At 58.2% G+C, this 22,435-nt stretch carries 16 protein-coding genes; 5 read left to right on the top strand and 11 right to left on the bottom strand.

From position 1 onward, the window contains the following. Positions 1-120 precede the first annotated feature (120 nt). A complete protein-coding gene (locus SADFL11_RS25185; RefSeq protein ID WP_167578942.1) occupies positions 121-276 on the bottom strand; it encodes a hypothetical protein in 156 nt (51 codons plus the stop codon). Between the two features lie 303 nt (positions 277-579). Between SADFL11_RS25185 and SADFL11_RS02850 the strand changes: the two genes are divergently transcribed. Further along, complete coding sequence (locus SADFL11_RS02850) at positions 580-1,716, top strand: hypothetical protein (protein WP_008191641.1); 1,137 nt, start codon at positions 580-582, stop codon at positions 1,714-1,716. A gap of 46 nt (positions 1,717-1,762) precedes the next feature. Next, positions 1,763-2,035 carry a hypothetical protein gene (locus SADFL11_RS02845; protein ID WP_040450726.1) on the top strand — a complete coding sequence of 91 codons (273 nt, stop codon included), beginning with the start codon at positions 1,763-1,765 and terminating at the stop codon, positions 2,033-2,035. Here the strand turns inward: SADFL11_RS02845 and SADFL11_RS02840 are convergent. Beyond that, positions 2,021-3,505, bottom strand: a complete 1,485-nt coding sequence (locus SADFL11_RS02840) for a methyl-accepting chemotaxis protein (RefSeq protein WP_008196795.1) — start codon at positions 3,503-3,505, stop codon at positions 2,021-2,023. The two genes, SADFL11_RS02845 and SADFL11_RS02840, sit on opposite strands and share 15 nt — an antisense overlap. A 494-nt stretch (positions 3,506-3,999) precedes the next feature. After that, a complete protein-coding gene (locus tag SADFL11_RS02835) occupies positions 4,000-5,091 on the bottom strand; it encodes an HD-GYP domain-containing protein (protein ID WP_008196466.1) in 1,092 nt (363 codons plus the stop codon). A gap of 565 nt (positions 5,092-5,656) precedes the next feature. On the opposite strand from SADFL11_RS02835, the gene SADFL11_RS02830 reads away from it, so the two are divergent. Next, positions 5,657-6,901 (top strand): sensor domain-containing diguanylate cyclase, encoded by a 1,245-nt coding sequence (locus tag SADFL11_RS02830; RefSeq protein WP_040450728.1) that lies wholly within the window; start codon positions 5,657-5,659, stop codon positions 6,899-6,901. Between the two features lie 90 nt (positions 6,902-6,991). Here the strand turns inward: SADFL11_RS02830 and SADFL11_RS02825 are convergent, their stop codons facing one another. The 6 genes from SADFL11_RS02825 to SADFL11_RS02800 form a co-directional block, all read right to left on the bottom strand. After that, positions 6,992-7,690, bottom strand: coding sequence for an EAL domain-containing protein (locus tag SADFL11_RS02825; RefSeq protein ID WP_040450729.1), 699 nt, complete (start codon positions 7,688-7,690; stop codon positions 6,992-6,994). Further along, entirely contained in the window at positions 7,651-9,804 is a 2,154-nt protein-coding gene (locus SADFL11_RS02820; RefSeq protein ID WP_008193640.1) for a sensor domain-containing protein, read from the bottom strand. The genes SADFL11_RS02825 and SADFL11_RS02820 overlap by 40 nt, the downstream gene beginning before the upstream one ends. 218 nt (positions 9,805-10,022) lie before the next feature. Next, entirely contained in the window at positions 10,023-12,263 is a 2,241-nt protein-coding gene (locus SADFL11_RS02815) for a methyl-accepting chemotaxis protein (protein ID WP_008196686.1), read from the bottom strand. Further along, complete coding sequence (locus SADFL11_RS02810; RefSeq protein WP_040452218.1) at positions 12,260-12,640, bottom strand: response regulator; 381 nt, start codon at positions 12,638-12,640, stop codon at positions 12,260-12,262. Before SADFL11_RS02810 ends, SADFL11_RS02815 begins: the two co-directional genes overlap by 4 nt. Positions 12,641-12,654: 14 nt before the next feature. Further along, positions 12,655-13,764: an ATP-binding protein gene (locus SADFL11_RS02805; protein WP_008189163.1), complete on the bottom strand. Its 1,110-nt coding sequence runs from the start codon at positions 13,762-13,764 to the stop codon at positions 12,655-12,657. Between the two features lie 198 nt (positions 13,765-13,962). Continuing rightward, positions 13,963-16,224: a bifunctional diguanylate cyclase/phosphodiesterase gene (locus tag SADFL11_RS02800; protein ID WP_050775973.1), complete on the bottom strand. Its 2,262-nt coding sequence runs from the start codon at positions 16,222-16,224 to the stop codon at positions 13,963-13,965. 314 nt (positions 16,225-16,538) lie between these two features. Here SADFL11_RS02800 and SADFL11_RS02795 point away from each other — a divergent pair, with 314 nt between their 5' ends. Continuing rightward, entirely contained in the window at positions 16,539-17,882 is a 1,344-nt protein-coding gene (locus SADFL11_RS02795) for a globin-coupled sensor protein (protein ID WP_040450730.1), read from the top strand. A gap of 280 nt (positions 17,883-18,162) precedes the next feature. Here SADFL11_RS02795 and SADFL11_RS02790 read toward each other — a convergent pair whose 3' ends face one another. Continuing rightward, on the bottom strand, positions 18,163-18,552 hold the full coding sequence (locus SADFL11_RS02790; RefSeq protein WP_040450731.1) for a DUF423 domain-containing protein: 390 nt from the start codon (positions 18,550-18,552) through the stop codon (positions 18,163-18,165). A gap of 426 nt (positions 18,553-18,978) precedes the next feature. Continuing rightward, the gene (locus tag SADFL11_RS02785) at positions 18,979-21,252 is read right to left on the bottom strand and encodes a methyl-accepting chemotaxis protein (protein ID WP_167578941.1); all 2,274 of its coding nucleotides are present in this window, start codon (positions 21,250-21,252) and stop codon (positions 18,979-18,981) included. Positions 21,253-21,646: 394 nt separating this feature from the next. Here SADFL11_RS02785 and SADFL11_RS25180 point away from each other — a divergent pair, with 394 nt between their 5' ends. Beyond that, positions 21,647-22,423 carry a substrate-binding periplasmic protein gene (locus SADFL11_RS25180; protein ID WP_167578940.1) on the top strand — a complete coding sequence of 259 codons (777 nt, stop codon included), beginning with the start codon at positions 21,647-21,649 and terminating at the stop codon, positions 22,421-22,423. Positions 22,424-22,435 lie beyond the last annotated feature (12 nt).

The raw sequence follows: 22,435 nt of genomic DNA, 5'->3' as shown, positions 1-22,435 counted from the left end.
GAACCTCGATCCGGCTTCCCACCACCAGAAGAAAGTTTTGTTGTTTTTTCCATGGAAAGGACCGCCGGTTTGACACAGCTGTTCGAACACCACCGACCAAAGACAATGCGGATCCCCGTTTTAAGCGCAAGACACCACACCGGGCGCGCCAGCGTCCCGGATCAGAGCCTCGCCAACATGCCGCTGGGCCGATGAACCGAAAGGCATGGCAGGCAGCCCGACAACAATCATGCACCCGCAGCTGGTCGTCACCGCGCAGCTGGAGTCTGCGATCAAGCCCCTTCTCCCCCTGCAGAAATTCGGCGCCAAACTGCCGCTTATCCTGTGCCTTAAAATCCACGGTCGGCACGACCGCGAAGAGGCCGCCCGCAACACCTCACCGGTGTCTCCCGCCGCCGCGCTGAACCGCAGATGCGTCCACCAAGCCCCCCGGCCCGAAGGACAGTGCAGAGCTTTAAGACCACGGGGCAAAGGCAATTGTTTCAGTTTTATGAAACAAAACAATGTTTCCCGGCTCAAGAACGATAGGATCTACCGTTAGGGAACTTTCAAGATTTTTTTCAAAGAGGGCAGACAACCATGAGCTTGACGGAAGATGAAATCTCCAGGATCCGTGAAGTCATCGGCACGCCCGAGAAGAAAAACGTCAAACCACAGGGCTCCGGGACCCATCACCAGAACACCTACACCTATTTTTATGTTCCGGCAGACTTTGGCTCCGACGCAACAATCGCCGATGACATGGGGCTCGGCGCGGTGTTGCGGCTGGGCGGATACTCGGATCTGGAAGAGCCGGCAGATGCCGAGGCCGGACACAGCGCGGGGGTCTTGGCAACGGTCCAATCCGACGTCTATCCGGCCCAGCATATTTCCGATGAGACCAGCGCCGAGGCGCACCTCAACGCACCGGGCAAGCAGACAACTGGCGAAAACGGCAACGTCACCAAACGGCAAGGGATCTTGCTGGCCTGCGACGGGCGCGTTCTCCTGCGCTCCGGGGAGAAGGTCTATGTGCATGCGGCCGAACAGATCCACATCCAAAGTGATCAGAACATGGCCCTTGTGACGGTCAATGGCGCGATCGACAACACATCCGGGGACAAGTTCACCGTCAAGGCCAAGAAGAAGATCAGCCTGCGCTCCGGTGTCGCCAGCAATGACAACTACACCACCAGGGGCGTCAACAACTCAGGAGACAAGGGCATCGAAATCATCGCCGATGAGGGCAATTCGGATGTCTATATTGAGGGAAAGTCGCTCTACCTGCAGGTCAACGGCACCAGCACGGCGGACATCACGGAAGACAATTCGACCATCATGCGCGCCGACAATTTCGAGGACATTTGGGGCCACAACACCTCGATCTTCCGGGGCACGTTCCTGGAGTTTTATTTCGGCGCGGGCTTTTCCTACCGGGCCGCTGCCTCGCTCAACATTGCAACGGCGCTCGACATCAACATCGGCCTCTTTGACGTTGGCATCACCGCGTTCGACATCAGTTTGACCGGCAAGGAAATCAATCTGAACGAGACGGTGTTTGGCGCTGTGTCCGTGGATGCAAAACTGGCGGCCCTTAAAAACGACATCACGACGCTCGCCTGCGAGACCGACAGCATCAAGGCCTCGACAAATGTCCTGAAGTCGGAAACCCGCTCGATCAAATCCACCATGGGCAACGTGCAAGCCGATCTCCAGAACCTCGTCTTTTTCGGCTGAGTGGGCGCAGGCTTCCGGTCGGTATGGGGTATGGTCGGCAAAATCCGTGAGACGAACCGGCCATAGATCCGGATACGCGTCCACGGCACAGCTGAAAGCGGCGTTTCAGATCACCGCCCTCTCCGCCCCGGCAACCGGCGATGATGACCTTGCGGTTGTCCTGCGCCCAAAAATCAGGCTCGCCAGCCACAGGGCCAACAAGCCCGCACTGCGGCAAAAGGGCTTTGGGGACCAGGTCTTGGCCGAGGGGCGCTCAGAACTCTCTGGGCGTGCTGGCACCGAAGCCGAAAGTCACGGCCCTATGTCAGCCCATTTCTGACGCGGCCTTTTGAACGGTTTGGATCGAGGTATCGATTTCGTTGGCCGCGTCTGAAATCTCCCGGATTCCGGTCGAGATTTCGCGCACACCCGCGGCTGCCACCTGCATGGATCCGGACATTTCCCGCGTTGTCGCCGACTGTTCTTCAACGGCCGACGAGATCGTGGTGTTGATCTCCTTGATCTTGGAAATCGTGTCCGTGATCACCTGGATGGCACTTATGGCATCGCCGGTGCTGGTGATCACCCGTTGAATGCTTTGCCCGATTTCGTCGGTTGCCTTGCTGGTCTGGGTCGCCAGCTCCTTGACTTCCGCGGCGACCACGGCAAAGCCCTTGCCCGCCTCACCGGCCCGGGCTGCTTCGATCGTTGCGTTCAACGCGAGCAGATTGGTTTGTTCCGCGATTTCGGAAATCAGCTTGACCACGTTGTCGATTTCAGACGCCGCCTCGGACAGGCCCTCAACGGTCGACGTGGTGCGCCCGGCCTCCGCTTCTGCCCGCTGGGAAATCCCGCTGGCTTCAACCACTTGCTGATTGATTTCATTGACCGAGGCCACCAGCTCTTCGACGCTCGCCGCCATCGTCTGGACATTTTCAGAGGCCTGGTCGGCCGATGTGGCAACGATCGCAGCCCGCTCGTTGGCAGCAGAGACCGAGCCGGTGATCCGGCCGATGTCATCGGAAATCAGCTGCTGTGCGGTCCGCCGCTTCTGACGGCGGACCACCGTGTCGGTAATATCGGAACAGAACTTGACGACCTTGATGACCTGACCGGTGTCATCCAGCAGGGGATTGTAGCTGGCGCTCAACCAGACGGTCTCGCCCGCCTTCGTAACCCGTTCATACTCGCCAAACTTGGCTTGCCCATCGGCAAGCTCCTGCCAGAACCGGACGTAGTCTGCCGTCTGACGCTGGTTGTCCGGCATGAACATCCGATGGTGCTTGCCCACAATCTCGTGCGCAGCGTAACCAGATGTTACCAGGAAATTCTCATTCGCTTCCAGAATATGGCCGTCGGGCGTGAAACTGATCACAGCCTGGTTTCGGCCAACGGCATCGATCTGGGCCTTGTAGTCCTGGCGGGCCAGTCGGTCGCTGGCATCCCGCCACTCGACCATGGTTCCAAGCCGCGTTGCCCCATCCAGGATTGGCTGTGCAATCAGATCAAACTTCGTACCACCAACCTCGATCATCGTCTCAAAAACGCCGTCCATGGCGCCGATCATGCGCTTTTGATGCTCCGGGTTCTTGTGGAAGATGTCGATATTCGCGCCGACAAGGCCATCGATCTTGAAAGCCGGCAGGTCTGTTTGGATCGCAGCTTCATTGGCCCCCAGAAAGGTTGCAAGGGCCTTGTTGATATAAACGATATTGCGGTTGTTGTCGGCAATCATGACCGCCGACGACACATGCTCCAGCACCGCGAGTTTCTGAGACGTCGCCGAACCCGTTCTGCCAAAACCAAACATCGCCTGTTTCCCTTGGAAACCGTGAAGTGACTTAACGGGAGTTTGGCGAGTCGGGATTAAAGATTAACTAAAAAACAATCGGCTATGAACGTCAGACTGTGCAAGGTGCGATCCGTCCGTGCGCCAGGAGGCGCAGCTACACCCAGATTGTCGGTTTGGAGCAGCGTCACGTGCACTCAGGCAATGAATGACGTCCAAAAGCCCGTGTGACCAAAAACATAAGGACACTCCTGCCGGCAAATCAATCGAATTGGCGTTTGCGCACGCGCCGCAGGAGCGCAGCCTTCAATCGAAGTTGGAAAGCCAAACCCCGCCTCCCCCTCTGATGTCATCCCCGACCGGATCGGGGATCCACTCGTTTCCAGAGCTGCGATAAAGGCCCTACCCTCCCCATCCAGAAATTCACTGAAGAAACCCTGCCGGTTGACCTGCGCCTCAATACCAAAGAGCACGCAAAACAACACCACCACACCGCACAGCCTGGAAAACGCCCGTCAGGCCGCGCCTCTGCGGCGCGCACCAACCTTGCCAACCCGTGTCCCGCAGACGATGTTGGCAAATTGCTTGAGTAACTCGGGGTCTAGTTTGCCTTTCATGTCCCACATCATGCCCATGGCAACCCGGGGACTGTAGACCTCTTTGTAGGCGCGTTTTTCGGTCAGGGCCGAAAAGATGTCGGCAATCGTCATCATCCGGACCATGGGCGAAATCTCATCGGCGGACAGCCCGTCTGGATAGCCGGATCCGTCCAGAAACTCGTGATGGGACCGGGTCATGTCGATGATCGACTGCGGCAGACAGCTGTGTTCGGACAAGAAGTCGGCCCCGGTGCGCGGGTGCTCTTTGACAACGCTGTATTCCTCGGCCGACAACTTCCCGGGTTTGTCGAGGATGTCGAGCGGCACAAAAAGTTTGCCAAGGTCGTGCATGAGGCCTGCCTTGGTCATGTGGCAGTGTTCCTTGGGCGACAGGCCCAACCCGATGGAAAAAAGCGTGAGATTGCTCGCAACGGTCATGCAGTGCTGAAAGGTCTGGCTGTGATGCATTTCCACAATGCTGAGCCAGTCGCTGGCCCGATTGTTGTTGAGCAGCGAAACAATGTGCTGGGCCGCGACATCAAGCATCTGATCTTTGAGCGCCTCTCGCGACCGCACGCTTTCCGCCATGCTCGTCAAGGCGGCATTGGCGGCTTTCATGGCAATGTCAGGCGCGTTGTCCGCGTTGCGAATGCCGTGGATGTAGTCTTCCATGACCTTGCTTATGATGGCCATGATATTGGCGGGTTTTTCATTCTTGTGAATGAGAGTGTTCTGCCCGGCCCCTTTCCAGAAGGCGCATTCGGATTGGGACTTCACGTCGCAAATGACGACGATCGGCACGTTTCCCAGCGCGCGCAACTGGTCCTGCACACGCCTGCGCTGATGGTCGGAGTTGATCTTGAGATCAAAGACGACAAGCGAGAGGTATTCGGCTTCGGAAGTCTGGATCGTGTCTTCAATATCGATGTCGAAGAAACCGTATCTGTCTTCAACCAGGCGAAGGGCACTTTTGTAGGGAAATTTGCTGTCAAGAACCCTCAAGAACATGGTTTTTTAAGTCCTGCCGTTGTTGCACCCGATGAACGAAGGCCTGGATGTCCAGACCCGAGACCCGGCCAAACAGGACCCCCCACCGCTCCGATCAGGACTGCGCAGACTTCACATATCTTCGAATACTTGAAACAATCTAACAAAACCTTTTTTGATTGGCAGAATTTGGGGGGTTATGTTTTATAAATTGACCCGTCCGGCGCATTTTATTGTCAATATTACGGATATATTGAAGTTATGCACTCCAAGTCTTTTGGTTTTCGTTCAGACACTTGCGGCACGGTCGGGCCCGCGACCTTTGGCTGAGAAAGAACCGCGACCATGGGGCCAGGAAAGTGCTCTTAAGGGTCCCATCGGTGAAAAGAGCCTGCAACTGTTCGCCGCGACACACAGGCAAACGATTGCTTCCACCTTTCTGTTAGGATTTGCCTCTTACGCTACGTGATGTGCGCCGTACACCCTTCGGCCGGCTGTCCAAAAAAGACAAACGTCACCCCGCTGGCCCTTTTGAAGAACAACGGATCCTGCGCAGAGGAAACGATTGAGGACAGAGGCAAAGGGCATGAGCAAACCCCATAACCAGCCCGTGACATATGAAGACCTTCAGCGTTTGGAGGTCTATGGTTCGGCCCTACGCCAGATGCGCAAGATGCAGTTTGATGGCATCCCCGTTCCCGATCACGTCAGCGGGCCGCTGGATACCTTTGGCGAGGAACTGGCCGAGCTCGGCGATTGGCTCGAACAGCGGTTTGAACAGTTTCACAAACTGCAGACGTTGTCGGAGGAAATCGGCAGCGAACTGTTTGCCGAAAACGTTCTGGACCGCATCTACAAGACATTCTCCACTCTAATCCCCTATGACCGGATCGGCTGCGCGCTTTTGGAAGAAAATGGCGCGCGGGTCCGGGCCTTTTGGGCAAAGGCGGATTATCCGGATATGCGCATCAGCAAGAACTACGCAGCGTCCATGTCGGGCAGCAGCCTTCAAACCATTCTTGCCACCGGAGAGCCACGCATCATCAACGATCTGGAGGCCTATCAGAGGGACAACCCGGGATCCAAGGCAACACGCACGATCCTGGCCGAGGGGATCTTGTCGAACCTGACATGCCCATTGATTGCAAATGGCAAACCGTTGGGCTTTTTATTCTTTTCCAGCCGGGAGAAGAACACCTATCGGGATTTGCACCATGACATCTTCTTGCAGATCGCCGGTCAGGTGTCGGTGCTGATTGAAAAGAGCCTCTTGTACCAGCAGCTTTACGAACTCAACGGCCAGTTGATGGAGGCCCATCAAAAGCTGAAGGACCAGGCGATGCATGACGCCCTGACCGGAGTGCTCAACCGCGGCGCCATCTTCAATCTGCTGGAAAGCGAGCTGTGCAAGGCGGCCCGCACACAAGCCCCCCTTGTGGTGATCATGGCGGATCTCGACCATTTCAAGAGCATCAATGACCGCTTCGGCCATCTGGCCGGCGACGAGGTCTTAAGGACGGTGGCAGCGACCATCAAAGACACCTTGCGCGGCTATGACCACGTCGGACGGTATGGCGGTGAAGAATTTCTCATTTTGCTGAGTGGGACCGACACAAACATGGCCGTCGACGTTGCCGAACGGATCCGCGGAACGGTCGCAAACCTCGAAATTATGCATAAGGACGGGCCCATACGCCCGACGATCAGCCAGGGGCTGGCGCTGTCCGACCCCTCTGGCACGGCCGAGCAAGTCATCGCCCGCGCAGATGCGGCCCTTTACAAGGCCAAGGAAGACGGCCGCAATTGCCATAGGCTGGCCCCGAACGGCTGAACTACCACCCGCATGGCTCTTTGGAGAAGTGTGACGTTGCAATTCGGCGCGAATCCCTCACACGGGGCACAACTCCCGGCAGCGCACCGCTTAAAGAAGGTCTGCGGCCACAGCGGCTGGAACAGGCCGGCCGGTGTAATACCCTTGGACAAGAGTGCATCCAAGATCTTTGAGGAAGTGCAGTTCGTCTTCAGTCTCGACCCCCTCGGCCACGCAACTGAGGTCCAGTCCCTTTGCCATTGCGATGATCGACCCGGCAATCACGGCGGACCCACGGTCCCGCTTCATCCGCCGCACGAAGGACTTGTCAAGTTTCAATCCCGTCAGGGGAAGTTCGGTAACATGGCTCAGCGAGGCGAACCCGGTACCGAAATCATCGAGAGCCACGCCAATGCCCAAGCTCCGGGCCTTCCGCAAGTTGTTGAGGATCTCGCCTTGATGTCGATCGAGCAACACCGTTTCCGGAATTTCCAGCTCCAGAGAGCTAGGCGAAACGCCATTTGCCTCAAGCGACAGGATCAAACGCTCGAAGAAACGCGCCGATCTGAGCTGTGATGTCGCCAGATTGAGCGCAATGGTCACTCCGGACCCCGGCGGCAACAAAAAGCGCCGGGCGAGATGAAGAACTTTGGTCATGATCGCTGTGCCGAGGGCCTCCCCCAGACCGGTATCCTCGGCAATCTGCACGAATTCAAAGGGGGGGATCGCCGTTCTGTTTAGTGTCCAGCGGGCAAGGGCCTCAAACCCGCTTATTCCGCCCGTGACAACATCGACCTGTGGCTGAAACACGACGTCGATCTGGTCAGATACACCGCACTTTTCAACGCCTGGGCAAGGGTGTTGAAGCGATCTTGCTTCTGCCCGATGTCAGAATCAAAAAGACGAAAGACCCCACCGCCAGCCTGTTTTGCAGCATATAGCGCAGCATCCGCATGCCTAACGATCGCGTCGGCATCCAACGGCTCTGTTTCAATGAGGGTGCCGCCGATCGACTGCACAGGCCGATAAGTTCGTCCACAGAGCTCGACGGGACGATTGAGACTGGACATGATCCTGCTGGCAATGTCCGGGAGATCCTGCGCCGGTTCGATAGAGGCCACGAACAGGGCAAACTCATCGCCGCCAAGACGCACGCAAAGATCCTCTGGCCCGGCCAGCTGTCGGAGGCGTTCGGCGGTGGCACACAACAAGGCGTCACCCGCCTCGTGACCGTAAGTGTCGTTCACGAGCTTGAAGTGATCGAGATCGATCAGAAACAGCGCACAGCAGCGATCCTTTTGCCGCGCGCGCGCCTCCAGCACGTTAAGAAGGACCCTACGGTTTGAAAGGCCCGTGAGTGAATCCGTACGTGCGGCAATATGTGCGTTTTCTTCGGCCCGCTTCAAGCTCGTAATGTCCGTACGCACACCCACCACGGTCCCCGAGGCGCTGCGGCGTTCGCGGATCTGAAGCCACCTGTCATTTCCCAGTTTTTGAAGGGCTTTGGGGGGTGTCTTCGCCGTGTGAGCTGCAAGACGCCGGGAGAGCCAAGCGGTCTTGTCTTCGGGATGATCGCCCACCTCCCCGTATTGCCCGTGCTCCAGCCCGTAGCGAAGAATATCCTCAAACTGTGCCCCCAGCTTTATGGCCGGGGCAGAGGCCTGATACGTCTTGAGGTAGTTTTCATTGAAAAGGATCAGGCGGTCGTCTGCATCAAAGGCTGCAAGGGCATCCGGGATGGTCTCGACAACCTCATGCAGAAGATCCGTGGTTTGCTCAAGCCGTTGCCGTCCCTCCTCGTCTTGGGTCACATCAATGAAACTGAAAACGTGTTCCTGACGCTGCTCCAATACATTCCAGGTCGGCGCTGAGCTGACGCGAATGAATTTCTTTTGACCATCGGCGAAGCCGATCCCGAAGACTTCATTTTCAATCCGGTCCCCGTTCTCAAGGATGCGAAGAGCAGGGTTCTGGCAAGAGTGGAGAGCAGATCCGTCACGATTGAAAAGGCGGACGATCGCATCTGTCAGGGACCGCGACAAAAGAGCCTCTCGGGTCTTGTTGAGGATCCGGCACGCCTCGAGATTGCAATCGACCACGAGACCCGTTTCATCGGTGTGGATCACGCCGGCGGGAAGGTTGACCAGAAGATCGCGAAACTGTTCCCGGGCACGAACAAGATCTGTGACGTCTGGTTGAACGGCGACAAACCCCTCGCATGCACCGTCTGCGCCGGCGATCGGCTGAATGCTGACATCGAACCAGTACTGCTCGCCCGTCTTGCGCTGATTGAGGATTTGCCTGCGGATCGGCTGTCCCGCCCGTACAGCCGTTCCGATTTCAAGGACGGTTTCGGGATCTGTTTCCGCACACTGCAAGAAAGACCCAGGTGTTTTGCCGACAACCTCCTCAAGAGCATAGCCCGTCAGCGTCGTGAAGGCAGGACTGACCCATTCGATCAATCCCGAGCGGTCCGTGACGATAATCGGCTTGTTGACGGCAAGTTCCAGCCCCTTGATCCGGCGGGTTTCCATCTCGGAGACAAGTCTCCGATGGGCCACTTGCCAGACACCCTCATAGCCTTGAAACGCGCCCGAGGGCGCAAACACGGGCAAACCGCTCAGATCGATGTCGACCAGCTCTTGGCCCGCATGCCGAACACGAAAGCGCATCCGTTCCAACGGTTTGTGGATGGCAAGGCGCTTGCGCAGCTGCTGTTGCTGATCCAAAGTCACCGGAAGATCCCACAGCTGTTTGCCGACCCAGTGAGTGGTGATCAAGGCCCGGTCATCTTTGGAAGCGTCCGGCTCGGCGTTGGTCAGATAGTGCTGTGCATTCGACCGCCATTGAAAAACATCTGCCAGCCCCAAGATCTGACGGGCCGTCGCCTCAATCCCGTTTCGCGTTCCGTTTTTCGCAGACACTGTCTCTCATCCTTGAATGGCATCAGAAAAAAGTGAGGCCCGGTGGACGAATGAGAGGGACCTTTCGCCGGGATTTGCATCGTTCAAGTTCAAGGCACTCCGTTTCCACTTCGTCCATACGGCCTGGGATCAAAAGTGTGTGTGACCGGTCATATTCCTGAATAATCTAGAGTTTCCTGGCAAAAGATCGACCATGTCCTCCGCCCGACCTCAAGATTCTAAGCGACTTTCAGATATCTTGCGGTGCGTTCCACACTCTCGCGATCGAGCGGCAGCTGCACAAAGACCCGGTTGCCCTGAACATCGGCAACCCGGCCCCGGACATAACCCAGTCCCGGGATATCGAGCTCCAGCTTGGTCGCCGGGGACGGAGGTGTCTGAACGCACAGTTCCAGCGAGGCAGGCGACATTGTCTCAATCACGGCAGGCTGGGTTTGGCCGTCGGCGGTCAGTCTCGCATCGACACGCAGGGATCTGCGCTCGATTTTCTCGCGCACCGTATTCTGACCCAACCCATCGAGAAAAAGGACCACTTCGTCAGAAAACTCGTTGGTGTCCGCGACCAGGCGTTCGGCGGCCATGCGCACGTCGCCAGCGACGCTGCGCGTGGATTGGCCTGTTCCGAAAACCGCTTTCATATCTTCCTGGATCGTATCGGTTTCATGACTGACCATTTGAACGGCGCGCGCGATTTCCTCGGTCGCGGCCTGCTGTTCCGTGGTTGCTGCGGCCACGGATTGCGACACCTCATTCAGGGCATTAACCGCGGCTTTGATCTGGTCGGTGGCCGACACGGCCTCGTGGCTGGAGTGGCGCACCAGGGCGACAGCCTCCGCCACCTCCTCCGTGGCGAGCGTGGTCTGGCTGGCAAGTTGTTTGACTTCAGAAGCGACGACCGCAAATCCCTTGCCCGCCTCGCCCGCGCGCGCAGCCTCGATGGTTGCATTGAGGGCCAGAAGATTGGTTTGTTCCGAGATCGCCCGGATTGAGTCCACCACGGAAGAAATCCGGTCGATCGCTCCGCCAAGATCGCCAACCCGATCTCCCACTTCCGCGGCAACGCCCGCGGCATTGTCAGCCATGTCGCGGGCCTTGGAGATTTGGGAGCTGATCTCTTCAATGGAAGAGGAAAGTTCTTGGGTGGCTGCTGCGGCCCCGCGGGTGTTGTCTGCGGTGCGGTCAACACTTGAGGCGACCCGGCCGGCATTGTCCACGTTGTCATCGGCTGACGCCACCAGGCTGGTCGAACTTTTGCCCATGCCATCAAAGGCATTGCGCAATTGACCGAGGACATGTTGAACGGTTTTTCCGAACATCGCCACCAGCTGATCGATTTCGTCCTGGCGCTTTCGTGCCTCCGCGCGTGTATGCGCCTGTTCCTCCTGAAGGGCACGTCGGTCCCGGCCGGCCTTGTCGAACACTTCCAAGGCCCGCGCCATGGCACCGATCTCGTCCTGGCGCAATGTTCCAGGGATCTCTACATCCGGCTCCTCGGCGGCGATTTTTCCCATGAGGTCGGTCATGCGCTTGATGGGCTGCGACACTGTACGGCGAAGCCAAACGGTCACAGCGCCCGCAAGCAGCAGAGCGAGGCCCACCACCAGGCTGACGGTCCACAAGGCACTCTGTTTTTCCGCAGCAATCCGCGTCGCAACCTCCTGCTCATAACCATGCGCGATGTCGGCCATACGTTCCGCTGAGGCGAGCAAGGGCCGCACGCCCTGATCAAAAAATGCGGCGGAAGCCGTTGCCTCCTTCTCAACGGTTCGGGTCAGGTGTCCGAGGGCGTCCGAGAACTCCGCAGTCATGCCAAGTGCGGAGCTGCGATCCGGGCTGTCGGGCAGGTCCTGCAAGGCATCTTCCAGGTCAGCGACGGCCTTGGCGGCGGCATCAAGCTGTGCCCCGTCGTAGCGCGTCAGGTACCTGTAGGTGTGAAACTTCGCCCGCATCAGATGGAGCAGGGCAGCGTCTGCGCCTTGATGTCCTTGATCTGCGAAACCCGCCAGCAGGGATTCAAACCGGTCGGCAAGTGCTGGGAGCGCAGTTTCGGTGAGATCGTTCCGGTCATTTCTGAAAACAGCAAACTCACTGAAGCTTTGCCGGGTGGGGCCCAGCAGGGACTGGGCCGCAAGTGCGGCAGTTTCAAAATCCCCATGCGCCACCTCAAGAGCTGCATCGAGTTTGCCATGGACGGTTTCAAAACGCTCCTGAGCGGACTGGTATCGCGCCTCCGTGTTGCGGGCGATATACTCTTTGGCTGAACCGACAAACGCCTGCGTTGCCGCTTTCAGATCAACCGCCCGCTCAGCCTCTGCCGCCGCACGCTGATAATAGCTGAAATTTGCATCTATCTTGGAAAGTGTCAGGGTCGCTTTCGCAGCAAGTCCAACCAGGGCCAAGACAAGAACGGACAAGCCAAGGCCGACCTTCCAACTGATAGACAGGCTGTGCAGTGTCATTTTTGAACCTCGCCGAGAAGTGCGCGCACGGCGGCGTCAAGTTCGGTGCTGTCAAAAGGTTTTTCGAGAATTCCGTCAGCGGTCGTCTCGGCAACTTTGAGCGCATCGCCCGTCGACACAAAACTGCCGCCCCCGGAGATGGCAAGAACCGGATAGGGCCCCGCGGAACCGGACTTGATCTCGTCGATGAGATCGAGACCGTCCATTTCGGGCATCAGCATATCCGTGATAACAAGATCCGGTTTGACGGATCTGAGCGTTGAGAGCGCCGAAACGCCAGAGTCGGCTTCGTCGACCGTATGGCCGGCGCGTTTTAAGCCGGCCGCAATTGATCTCCGCACGCCTTCGACATCATCAACAACAAGAATATGCGCCATGACCAGGGTCTCCACTACACGGTTGCGGCCGCTGAAACGGGAACTAGGAAGGGTTCAACGGGCAGCGTGATCACAAAACGGGTTCCGGTGCCGGACCGGGTCTCAACGGCGATCGATCCGGAAAAGGCCTCGACCGTGCTGTGCACAAGTGCCAATCCGAGACCGGTGCCCTGACCGATCGGTTTTGTCGTGTAAAAGGGCTCAAACAGCCGCGATCGAGTACGCGCATCCAGACCTGGCCCCGTGTCCTGCACGCAGATCTCGACCCGATTCCCGACCTCCTCAAGACTGAGGCGGACCTCCCCTGCCCCGTCCAGCGCATCCAGTGCATTCTGCCCAAGTTCAACAAGCGCGTTGGTCAACGCCACCGGATCGCCACAAAGCGCCAAAGTGCCCCGGACGCGGTGACTGGAGGTTATGCGCACGCCCGGCGGCGCCGCGATTCTTAGATGCCGCAACGCAAGATCAAACACCTCGTTTGGATGAAACAGCTTTGCGTCCCGAAATTCCCGGCCACGGGAAAACGCCAGAACTGATTTCAGAAGGGTCCGGGCAGCTTTCCCGCTCGTCTCGATCAACTCGAGCCAGTCCCGTTCCTCTGTTTTGTCCATCGGAAGAGAGGGGGCGATTAGCGCCGGAAGACTTACAACCGGCTGCAACGCGCTGTTGACCTGATGGGCGATCCCGCCGGCAAACCGCCCAAGCGCCGCCATTTTCTCCGAGTGTTGTTCTTCCAAAGACGCGGCCCGTCGATCGGTCACATCGGTTTGAAAACCGACGAAAGCAACCAGATCCCCAGTGGCGGTCTTGATCGGGCTGATGGACAGCGCGTTCCAAAACGGTGTTCCGTCCTTCTTGTAGTTCAACACCTCCACACAGATGGCCATCTCGGCCTCAAGGCTTTCCCGAAGCTGAAACACCGTGTGCGGATCGGTGTCCGGCCCCTGGAGAAAACCGCAGTTGCGGCCAACCGCTTCCTCAAGGGAATAGCCGGTTTGCCTTAAAAACGCGGGATTGACATAAACGAGAGGGCGTCCGGGTGTCTTGGCATCGGCGATCGTGATGCAGATCTGCGCTGCATCCAGCGCGGTCATCCAGACTTCGTCCGCAAGGTCAAACCGCATACGTAAATTCCCTTATTTGAAAACTTACGCTGCGGCACCGCGATTAATTAAAGGTGAATCTCATATGCAGCATTTTTGGGCAAACCGAATGTTTTTGGCAAAACCGGACGACATCAGGACAGCGCTCACCGACATGCTCGGAGACACCGCCGGAAACACGATGAGGGCGGAGGTCGGGACTTTGGACAGCGTGAACCGTCAGGTGGTCCCCTTGGCCGGGATCAGCCAGGTGTCTTCAAAATCTTGGGCCTCAAGTGGCCGCGAATAGTAATACCCCTGCGCGATGGGACACTTCATGGCCTTAAGTGCATCGGCCTGCTCCTTGGTTTCCACCCCTTCTGCAACGCTCTGCATGCCCAGTTTTTCGGCCATGGCAATCGTTGCCGCCACGATCGCATAGCTGGCCGCGTCGACCATCATGTCCCGGACGAACGACAGGTCGATCTTGAGTTCGTCGGCCGAAAAATGCTTCACGTAAGACAGGGACGAATACCCTGTGCCAAAGTCATCGATCGCAATCCGAAACCCGAGATCTTCCAGTTCGTTGAGGGTCTCCTTGCCGGCCCAAATATCCCGCATCAGCCCATGTTCGGTAATTTCCAGTTCAAAAGCATTTGGGTCACAACCAAACGATGCAACGGTCTCTTTGAGGTTTGCAACATACCCGGACGACATCAGCTCCTGCGCCGAGATATTGATCGCGACACGCCCGGGTACAGACAGACCTCTGGCGGCCCAGTCACTCATATGCCGGCAAGTCTGTGCGAGCACCCATTCCCCAAGCTTGGTTATCAGACCCAGTTCTTCGGCAATCGGGATGAATTCTGACGGCGGGACGGCGCCCAGCTCTTCGTCACGCCACCGGATCAAGACCTCGCACCCTTCGAAACTGCCATCCTCAAGATGGACCTGAGGCTGAAACACCAGGTGAAACAGGCCGGCCTCCAGCGCAAGTTTGAACCGGTCTGAAACACGCTGGCGCCGATGCAGAGCATCAGCAAGGCTTTGGGTGTAAAACACCGAACCCGCCCCGGTCGCCTTGGCCTGGTACATGGCCATGTCTGCCCGGCTCAGCAGAGCATCCGCCTCGCGCGCATGATAGGGGGCAAGCGCGATCCCGACACTCAGGCCCAGGGCAAATTGCTCGCCGGAGACATCGATCGGCTCCAACAGCGCCGCTTGAAACAAATCCGAAACGGCCTGGGCCTCTTGTTTTGTTTTGACTGGACAAAATGCCGCAAACTCGTCGCCGCCTAGCCGGCCAAGAAACACGTCTGTTGGGCACACCGACTGAAGGCGCTGCGCTGCAATCGCAAGGACACGGTCCCCCGTGGCGTGGCCCCGCTTGTCGTTGACGGCCTTGAAATGATCGAGATCGATGTAAAACAGCGCGAATATCCTGTCCTCACCGCCCGGACCGCACAGGCACGATCGAATGTGAGCGAGTGTGCCGTCCCGATTGGCAAGCCCGGTGAGCGTGTCGAAATAGGCCAGCTGGTGAATGCGCGCCTCGGCCCGTTTGCGCTCCGTGATATCGAAGCGGACCGAAATGTAGTTTTCAATGCGCCCATCCGCGCCCTTAAGCGGTGCGACGATACTGTCCAACCAATAAAGGTCACCGGTTTTCGTGCGATTGCAGATTTCACCCCGCCAGGTCTGCCCGGAAGAAATCTGTTGCCAGAACGCATGCCAGAACTCTGGCGGATGATGACCGGAATTCAAAAGACTGTGGGGGGACCCGACCAACTCCACCCGGCTGTACCCGCTGAGCGCAACAAGCGCGTCATTGGCATCCAGGATGCGGCCGGCGCGATCCGTCCGGCTGTAAATGGTCTGGTCTTCGATCAGGGACAACAATTGGTCTTGCCAACGATCCAAGGATGGCGCCTGACCCGGCGCATCCCCGGCCTTGCCGTGAGGATTTTTGGACGAAATGTGAAGCCCGATAAGATGTCCGAGTGCTTCTGGAACCGAAAAGTCGACGCCCCGATAGTCCTGTCCGGTATCACAGCAAAACACCAACGCGCCAAGAACACTCCGATCAGAAAGGATCGGAACGCAGCAGGAAGACCGGGGAACCTCGCGCTCTTCCAGTGATTCGTCGAAGCGGGTCTGGAAGGACCCGAGAAGTGTCTTGCCGTTCGAAAGGTCTGCGGCTGAAAAACCGTCTGGAAAGCGCGAACGCACTGAGGGCGGTGTGTCATCCGAAAGAGCGGCGTGGTGGGCACACAGGAAAAAACACCCCGTGCCCCCGTCCCGCAGGAACAAGCGGATGCTGGTGCTGCGTTGCCCGGCCTCATGATAGGCAATCGCGGCCAAGAGTTGGTGGATCTCATCATGGGAAGTCCCACCGCCCTTAAGCACATCTATGTCCTTGAGCGCATCCATGTGCCAACGGCGTGTGGTCTCAGGACCAGGGTCCGCGTCCCGAGGGGCAAATTTGGTGGCGTTTGGTTGCATGGCCGCCTCTTTCCAAAATCACAGCCGTCATGTCCTTCCACCCAAGCGCCCGCTGACACCCTGCAAGAAATACCAAGCAAACATGATTAGGACCGTCAATACCAATTGACACTCATCATGAAAACGAAAGAAATCAAGTACGTAATCGCGCTTACACCTGCAATTCTACCAAGACTTTATCGAAATAAGCGGAGTTTTGATGAAATTTAACGCGCATGCATTTGAAATGGGCATTTAGAAACAGAGCTTTTGTCACGATTTGTTAACATGACCTCGGAATTCTGCCCTAGAGGAAAATTCGAAAGGCAAATCACATGTCGCATGCGTCAGCGTCTATTCGGGAAAGATTGCAGTTCGCGGAGATCGATGGCGGGGTCGTTGAGGGGTTGCGTGCGATCTGGCCCGTGATCGAGAAGGATATCGACGGCATCCTGGCGGCATTTTACACCCATCTGCGCCAGCATCCTGAGATGGCAGACATGGTGGGCACGCAACAGCCACGCCTGGAGAACGCCCAGAAAACGCATTGGAGAAAGCTGTTCCTGCAAGGGTTTGACGAGGATTATGTCGACAGCATCAACCGGATTGGCCGTGTTCACAGCCGCATCGGACTGGAGCCGAAATGGTATATCGCGGGTTACAAATTCGTCCTGGTCCACCTGCAAGAGGCCTTGATCCGAAAACTGCGGTTTTCGCCGGGCAAACTTGCAAGGGCGCTGTCTCATGTCACCACGGCGGCCATGTTCGATCTGGACATGGCCGTGTCGACCTATCAGGCGGTGCTGATGGAAGAGCAGGCCGACAAGACACGGGCGCTCAACTCTGCCATCGCCCGGTTTGAAGAGATCATCGCGGTGCCGCTCGACGGCATACGCTCCGGGGCCCGCACCATGGCCACGGATGCCGGCGAGCTGATTAAGGTATCCGGAGCCGCCAGATCGGAAACCGACACGGCCACGAGCATTTCAGAAGAATCGCAGGTCAATGTTCAAACCGTGGCGTCCGCAACCGAAGAGTTGTCAGCCTCGATCCTGGAGATATCCAAACAGATTTCCGGTGCGTCCGGGATCGCAAACCGGGCCCGGATGAGCGCCGAAACAACCACGACGGATGTTCAGGGCCTTGCAGGTGGTGCGCAGAAAATCGGCGATGTGATCGGCCTGATTCAGGCGATTGCCGAACAAACGAACCTGCTGGCCCTCAACGCCACAATCGAAGCGGCCCGCGCGGGGGAAGCAGGAAAGGGATTTGCCGTAGTCGCGGCCGAGGTGAAGGAGCTGTCAACCCAAACGTCTCGCGCGACCGAGGAAATCAGTCAGCAGATTGGCGAGATCCAGGCGGCAACCACAAGCGCGGTCGGATCCATTGAAACAATCGCGACCGTCGTGCGGGAGCTCGATGAGGTTACCGCGTCCATTGCCGCCGCGGTTGAGGAACAGGGCGCAGCGACTGGTGAAATCTCTGCAAGCGTGCAGACCGTTGCCAGTGGGGCATCCGTACTCGCCGGCAATATCCAGGGGGTCCAGCAGGCCATCACGGCATCGGACGAAACGGCCCGCGCCTTTGTGTCCAAAGCACGGGACATGGAAGCGGGCGCAGAGACGATTGCGTCCGACATCACCCGGTTCTTCGATGACGTCCGTCACCTAAGCGCCTGAGGTCGGCATCCGTTCAGTGGCAACATGCCGCTGGACGACCGACCCGAAAGGCATGGCACGCAGCCCGACAGCAATCATGCATCCGCGGCTGGTCGTCACCGCGCAGCTGATAGCTGCGCTCCAGATCACCCCGCACTCCGGAAACGATGCCCGCCCCGCTCTTGAGCACTCCCACGCAGCCCCACACCCTGCGACCACTGGCACCTGCCCCAACGCCCGGGTGGACCGTGGCCAGGACATGCCAGAACACCCAAACCGAATGTTCAGGTGGGTAGACCCGTCAGGCGGGTCTGTTTTTCATCATCGAAACGCCCGCAAGGGCCAAGGCTACCCAGGCGGCCATGAGGGTGACCCCACCCACCGGCGTCAGATAGGTCAGCTCGCGAACATCTAGAACGACCGAGAGATAGATGCTGAAGCTGAAGAGCATTGTGCCCAGGATGAACAGCCGGCCACTCCATTGAAGTGCGGGCGGTTTTGCGGGGCCCACGCCACTGAGCAACGTCAATCCAATGGCAGTTGTTACACCTGCGTTCACCTGGTTGTAGCGTATCGCCGTCATCAAATAGCGGAACTGCTCCTCTGTGATGACAGGCCGCAATCCGTGTTCGGCATAAGCGCCAAACGCAACAGAAAAGAACCCCAGAAAAGCGCCAAGCACCAAGACCATGAATGCCCCTCGTTCAAATGGATTTGGACAAAAGCAGCCCCGGGAAGGCCTGAGAAAGCGGCTGTTATTAGGCCTGTTTTCCCGGCCAATGCCCGATCGCCCATATACCCTTGTCAACCGCAGCTCAACCGCGGATGTGCGGAAGACCTGCGTTCAGATGAAAGCCTACGTCTGGCCCCGGGTCGCAGTTTTGTTGTAAGGGTGCGGCAAAATGAATCCCGATCTGCTGACGCGAAGGGTGTGAGTGCCAGTGGGACTAAGGGGCGCGCTATGGCGCAGACTGAACCACGTGAAGACCAAGGGGACGCCTGCCCGCGGACGGCCCATTGATACGCCTGGGCCGCGGCTCGCATCGCCCTTAGGCCGGGGCGCCCGCCCGCGCCGGAACCAAAATCCCCGCCGGACCGCAGGGAGAGGCCCCTCGCCTCACCCCGCCCGCATGTCAGCGAGGAACTGATCTGCCGCCTCGCCCAGCTCCGATGAAATCCCGGAGAGTTTGTGCGTGATGTCCTGAAGCTGCACGGCTGCCTCATCCGTTTCCGCGTTTGCATCCCGCACACCGGTGATGTCATGCGACACCTGCTGGGTGCCCGTGGCCGCCTCCTGAACGCTGCGGCTGATCTCCTGCGTCGCGGACCCTTGCTCTTCCGCGGCGGCGGCCACCGTTGCCAGGGTTTCGGCAATTTCGCTGATGCGTGCCGTAACGGTGTCGATTTGCCGGACGGACTGATCCGTGATGCTCTGCATCGACGTGATCTGCTGACCGATCTCCACCGTTGCCTTCGCCGTCTGTTCGGCGAGGGCCTTCACCTCATTGGCAACAACCGCAAACCCTTTGCCGGCATCGCCGGCCCGGGCCGCCTCGATGGTTGCATTGAGCGCAAGGAGATTGGTTTGTTCCGCAATTTCGGAGATCACCTTGACGATATCGCCGATCTTCTGGGAACTGTCGGACAAGGCAGAGGCGCTGATTTTGGTTTCCTCCGCGATGCTGGTGGCTTCCGTTGCCATGCCGCTGGAATTGGCCACTTGATGGGTGATCTCGCTGATGGAGGTGGCCAATTGTTCCGCGGCGCTGGCAACCGACTGCACGTTTTGGGTCGCTTCCTCGGCGGCGGCGGAGACCGACGTTGATTTTTCCTGGGCCTGTGTCGAGACCATCGACAGCCGCTCGGTAAAGGTCCCCGCATCGCTGACCGATGCGGTCACCCGCTTGACCGCATCACCAACCGTTTCAGCAAGGCGCTCCCGCTCGGTCACATCATCCCAGGCCACCATCGGCCCGACGTACCGGCCTTCGTTGTCCATGATGGCAGAAACCTTGAGGGAATACCGCCGCCCGCCATAGGTCACACGGCCGGACCAGGGCAGGTTCTCGGGATCCGACAGCACCCTGCGCTGATGCTCGGGGTGTTTGTGGAACACATCGATCGAGGTGCCGATCAGCTCCGAAACGGCCACTGGCAATTCAGCACCAACCCGCTCCATGGTCTCAAACATCACCGGGTTCATGAAATCGATTTTGAAATCATTAGTAGCGTCCGCCATCATGAGCGGTGTCGGCATCTGGTCGATCATTTGAGACCGCGTGAAGGCCGCCCGGACGCTCTGCCGCAGCGCGGCCGCGGCCTCCAGCATGGTGCCGATTTCATCGCTGCGCCCGCCGGACGCAATCTCCATGTCGGTCCGGCCGTCTTTGAGGCGGTTCAAGATAGATGTGATCTCGGAAATCGGGCCAACGATCGACCGGATCAGTAGAAATGCTGCCCCAACTGCTGCGAGCATACTCAGGAGAGCCGCGACACCCAATACCAGCGGCTGATTGGAAAAGGACCGGGCAATCTGAGGGCCAATTTTATCTTGAACGGCGACAGCCGTTTCAAGAAGGGCGTCCGCATCCGACAGGATCCGCGGTCCGACCACATCCAGGTCCTCAATCAAGATGGCCTGGCGCTGTTCAAACAGGGTTGCGACCTTGGAAAACGCGTCCCGGTACGCGGTCAACCCGCCCTGCACCTCCAGCGTCAGCGTCCGCCGTCCCGGATCCTGAAGCTCTGACAGCAGTGTGTCCACGTCCGTCAGGGCAACGCCGATTTCTGTGAGTGCCCGGTCCTTGTCCGCCGGGGCCCCGCGCAAAAGGAACTTCTGCGCATAAAGGCGGCCCAGCATCAAATGCTGCTGAACCCGGGCGGCATAAAACGCGGCGGCCGGATCGCCGTCTTTGTAAGCGGTTTCCATGACATCAGACAGCTGACCGCGCATCTCGGGGCCTTTGACATCGAGGATGGAGCGAACGATCTCATGCCGGGTCTGGTCAAGGATGACAACGTCTGCAAACCGGTCTGCATAAAGCTGCGCGTCACCGGCGATCTGATCGATCTGGGACGTGAGAGCCGCGTCGTTACTGAGATCCCGCAAGATGCCCTTTTCTTCAATGAAGGACGTGATCTCGGCGCTGACAACCGCTTCGGCCCCGCTGTTGTCCAGGGCCCGGTATTTCATGACCTCAAGGCGGGCGCTCAGGATATCTTCGGTCATATCGCCAAGAAGGACGCTTTGCCGGGCTTGCCCGCGATACTCGGCAAAATCCGACCCGCCGGCAACGGACGACCAGATGCTGAACCCGGCAATGCCGGCAAGCGCAAGCACGGCGGCGCCGAAACAGATCTTCAGTTTTGACTTATCTTCAGGGCTGCCCACAGCGTCATCCCACCACTCCGCAAAAAATGACGTTACGGAAGAAAGGTGCGCAATCACGGTTAACAAATCACAACTCAGAATAAGGCAAAGAAGAAAAACTCATCAAAGAATTGCACGAATTCTGAGCACCTTGGCCACCGGCTGTACTACGGGATTATTCTTACGCACCTTAGTCATGGAAATATTTAACAATACACATTGCCCCCAGTCGAAAAAAGACGCGGTAATCGTCGGCCCTCCCGGTCTTGGGGGTGGTCGGATCAAGTGCGGCCACCAAAGCCCAGACCGGTCCCATGATCTGGATACTGCTGTTCAGGAGTATAAACAGGACTGGTTGCTAAGCGGTGTGAGGGACAACGCAGGCACACAAAAGGTCGATCGGGGCGCTCTGGAAATGATGACAAAAAAGCGAGAATGGCGCGTGGCCCTGATCTTGGTCTTGGGGTCGGTAAGTCTGCCTGCGTACGCTCAAGCCTGTAACCTCACCTTTCTGGCGCCAGAGCTGCCACCTTACGGGTTTGTGGATCATGGGACGAACGTCGGCGCAGCGCTGGATATTGTCCGGGAAATGGCCGCCCGGCAGGGATGCAACGTGACCGTGACGCCCGTCCCGCGGATCCGGGCTCAGATGCTGACGCAACACGCGCCGAACACGATCATCGCGCCTGTTGCACGGACACCGGGGCGGGAAGATCAATTCACCTGGCTTGGAACCATCGCGCGTGAGACCGTCAGCATTTATTCGCTCGCCTCATCTCCCGCCATGGATTTGGCGGGCCTGAAATCCGGCGCAACCGTAGCCGTTCTCAGAAATTCGGCCATCGAACGGCTTGCAGAGCGGTTAGCCTTGCCAAACGTCGTGGCCGCACCCGATAACACGGCCCTGGTTCGCATGCTTGCGGCCGGCCGCGTTGACGCGATTATCTCCGCGCGGTCTCTCACTGTGAATGCCATGCGCGCGGAGGGAATGGACCCAGCGCGGTTCCGGATTGGCAAAGATGTGGCCGAATTTGATGTTGCCGCAGCCATGTCAAATGGCAGCGACCCGGCGATCGTACGCAGGCTGCGCAAAAGCTTGCACGACATGAAGACCGACGACAGCCTTCAAGAAGCGCTCCTTAAATACCGGATCACCCCGCCACCGGACAATCCGCCGATCGAAACAGAGTGAAAGGACGCTCTA

The sequence above is a fragment of the Roseibium alexandrii DFL-11 genome (genome assembly GCF_000158095.2).
GTDB classification, from domain to species: domain Bacteria; phylum Pseudomonadota; class Alphaproteobacteria; order Rhizobiales; family Stappiaceae; genus Roseibium; species Roseibium alexandrii.
The sequence above is the reverse complement of the archived record's forward strand: the minus strand, read 5'-3'. Positions and strand labels throughout refer to the sequence as shown.

What these genes read in the sequence shown, in the direction of transcription:
- SADFL11_RS02850 (WP_008191641.1), top strand. Translation starts at nt 580, where the DNA reads ATGAGCTTGACGGAAGATGAAATCTCCAGGATCCGTGAAGTCATCGGC.
- SADFL11_RS02840 (WP_008196795.1), bottom strand. Translation starts at nt 3,505, where the DNA reads ATGTTTGGTTTTGGCAGAACGGGTTCGGCGACGTCTCAGAAACTCGCG.
- SADFL11_RS02835 (WP_008196466.1), bottom strand. Translation starts at nt 5,091, where the DNA reads ATGTTCTTGAGGGTTCTTGACAGCAAATTTCCCTACAAAAGTGCCCTT.
- SADFL11_RS02830 (WP_040450728.1), top strand. Translation starts at nt 5,657, where the DNA reads ATGAGCAAACCCCATAACCAGCCCGTGACATATGAAGACCTTCAGCGT.
- SADFL11_RS02815 (WP_008196686.1), bottom strand. Translation starts at nt 12,263, where the DNA reads ATGACACTGCACAGCCTGTCTATCAGTTGGAAGGTCGGCCTTGGCTTG.
- SADFL11_RS02810 (WP_040452218.1), bottom strand. Translation starts at nt 12,640, where the DNA reads ATGGCGCATATTCTTGTTGTTGATGATGTCGAAGGCGTGCGGAGATCA.
- SADFL11_RS02805 (WP_008189163.1), bottom strand. Translation starts at nt 13,764, where the DNA reads ATGCGGTTTGACCTTGCGGACGAAGTCTGGATGACCGCGCTGGATGCA.
- SADFL11_RS02800 (WP_050775973.1), bottom strand. Translation starts at nt 16,224, where the DNA reads ATGCAACCAAACGCCACCAAATTTGCCCCTCGGGACGCGGACCCTGGT.
- SADFL11_RS02795 (WP_040450730.1), top strand. Translation starts at nt 16,539, where the DNA reads ATGTCGCATGCGTCAGCGTCTATTCGGGAAAGATTGCAGTTCGCGGAG.
- SADFL11_RS02790 (WP_040450731.1), bottom strand. Translation starts at nt 18,552, where the DNA reads ATGGTCTTGGTGCTTGGCGCTTTTCTGGGGTTCTTTTCTGTTGCGTTT.
- SADFL11_RS25180 (WP_167578940.1), top strand. Translation starts at nt 21,647, where the DNA reads ATGATGACAAAAAAGCGAGAATGGCGCGTGGCCCTGATCTTGGTCTTG.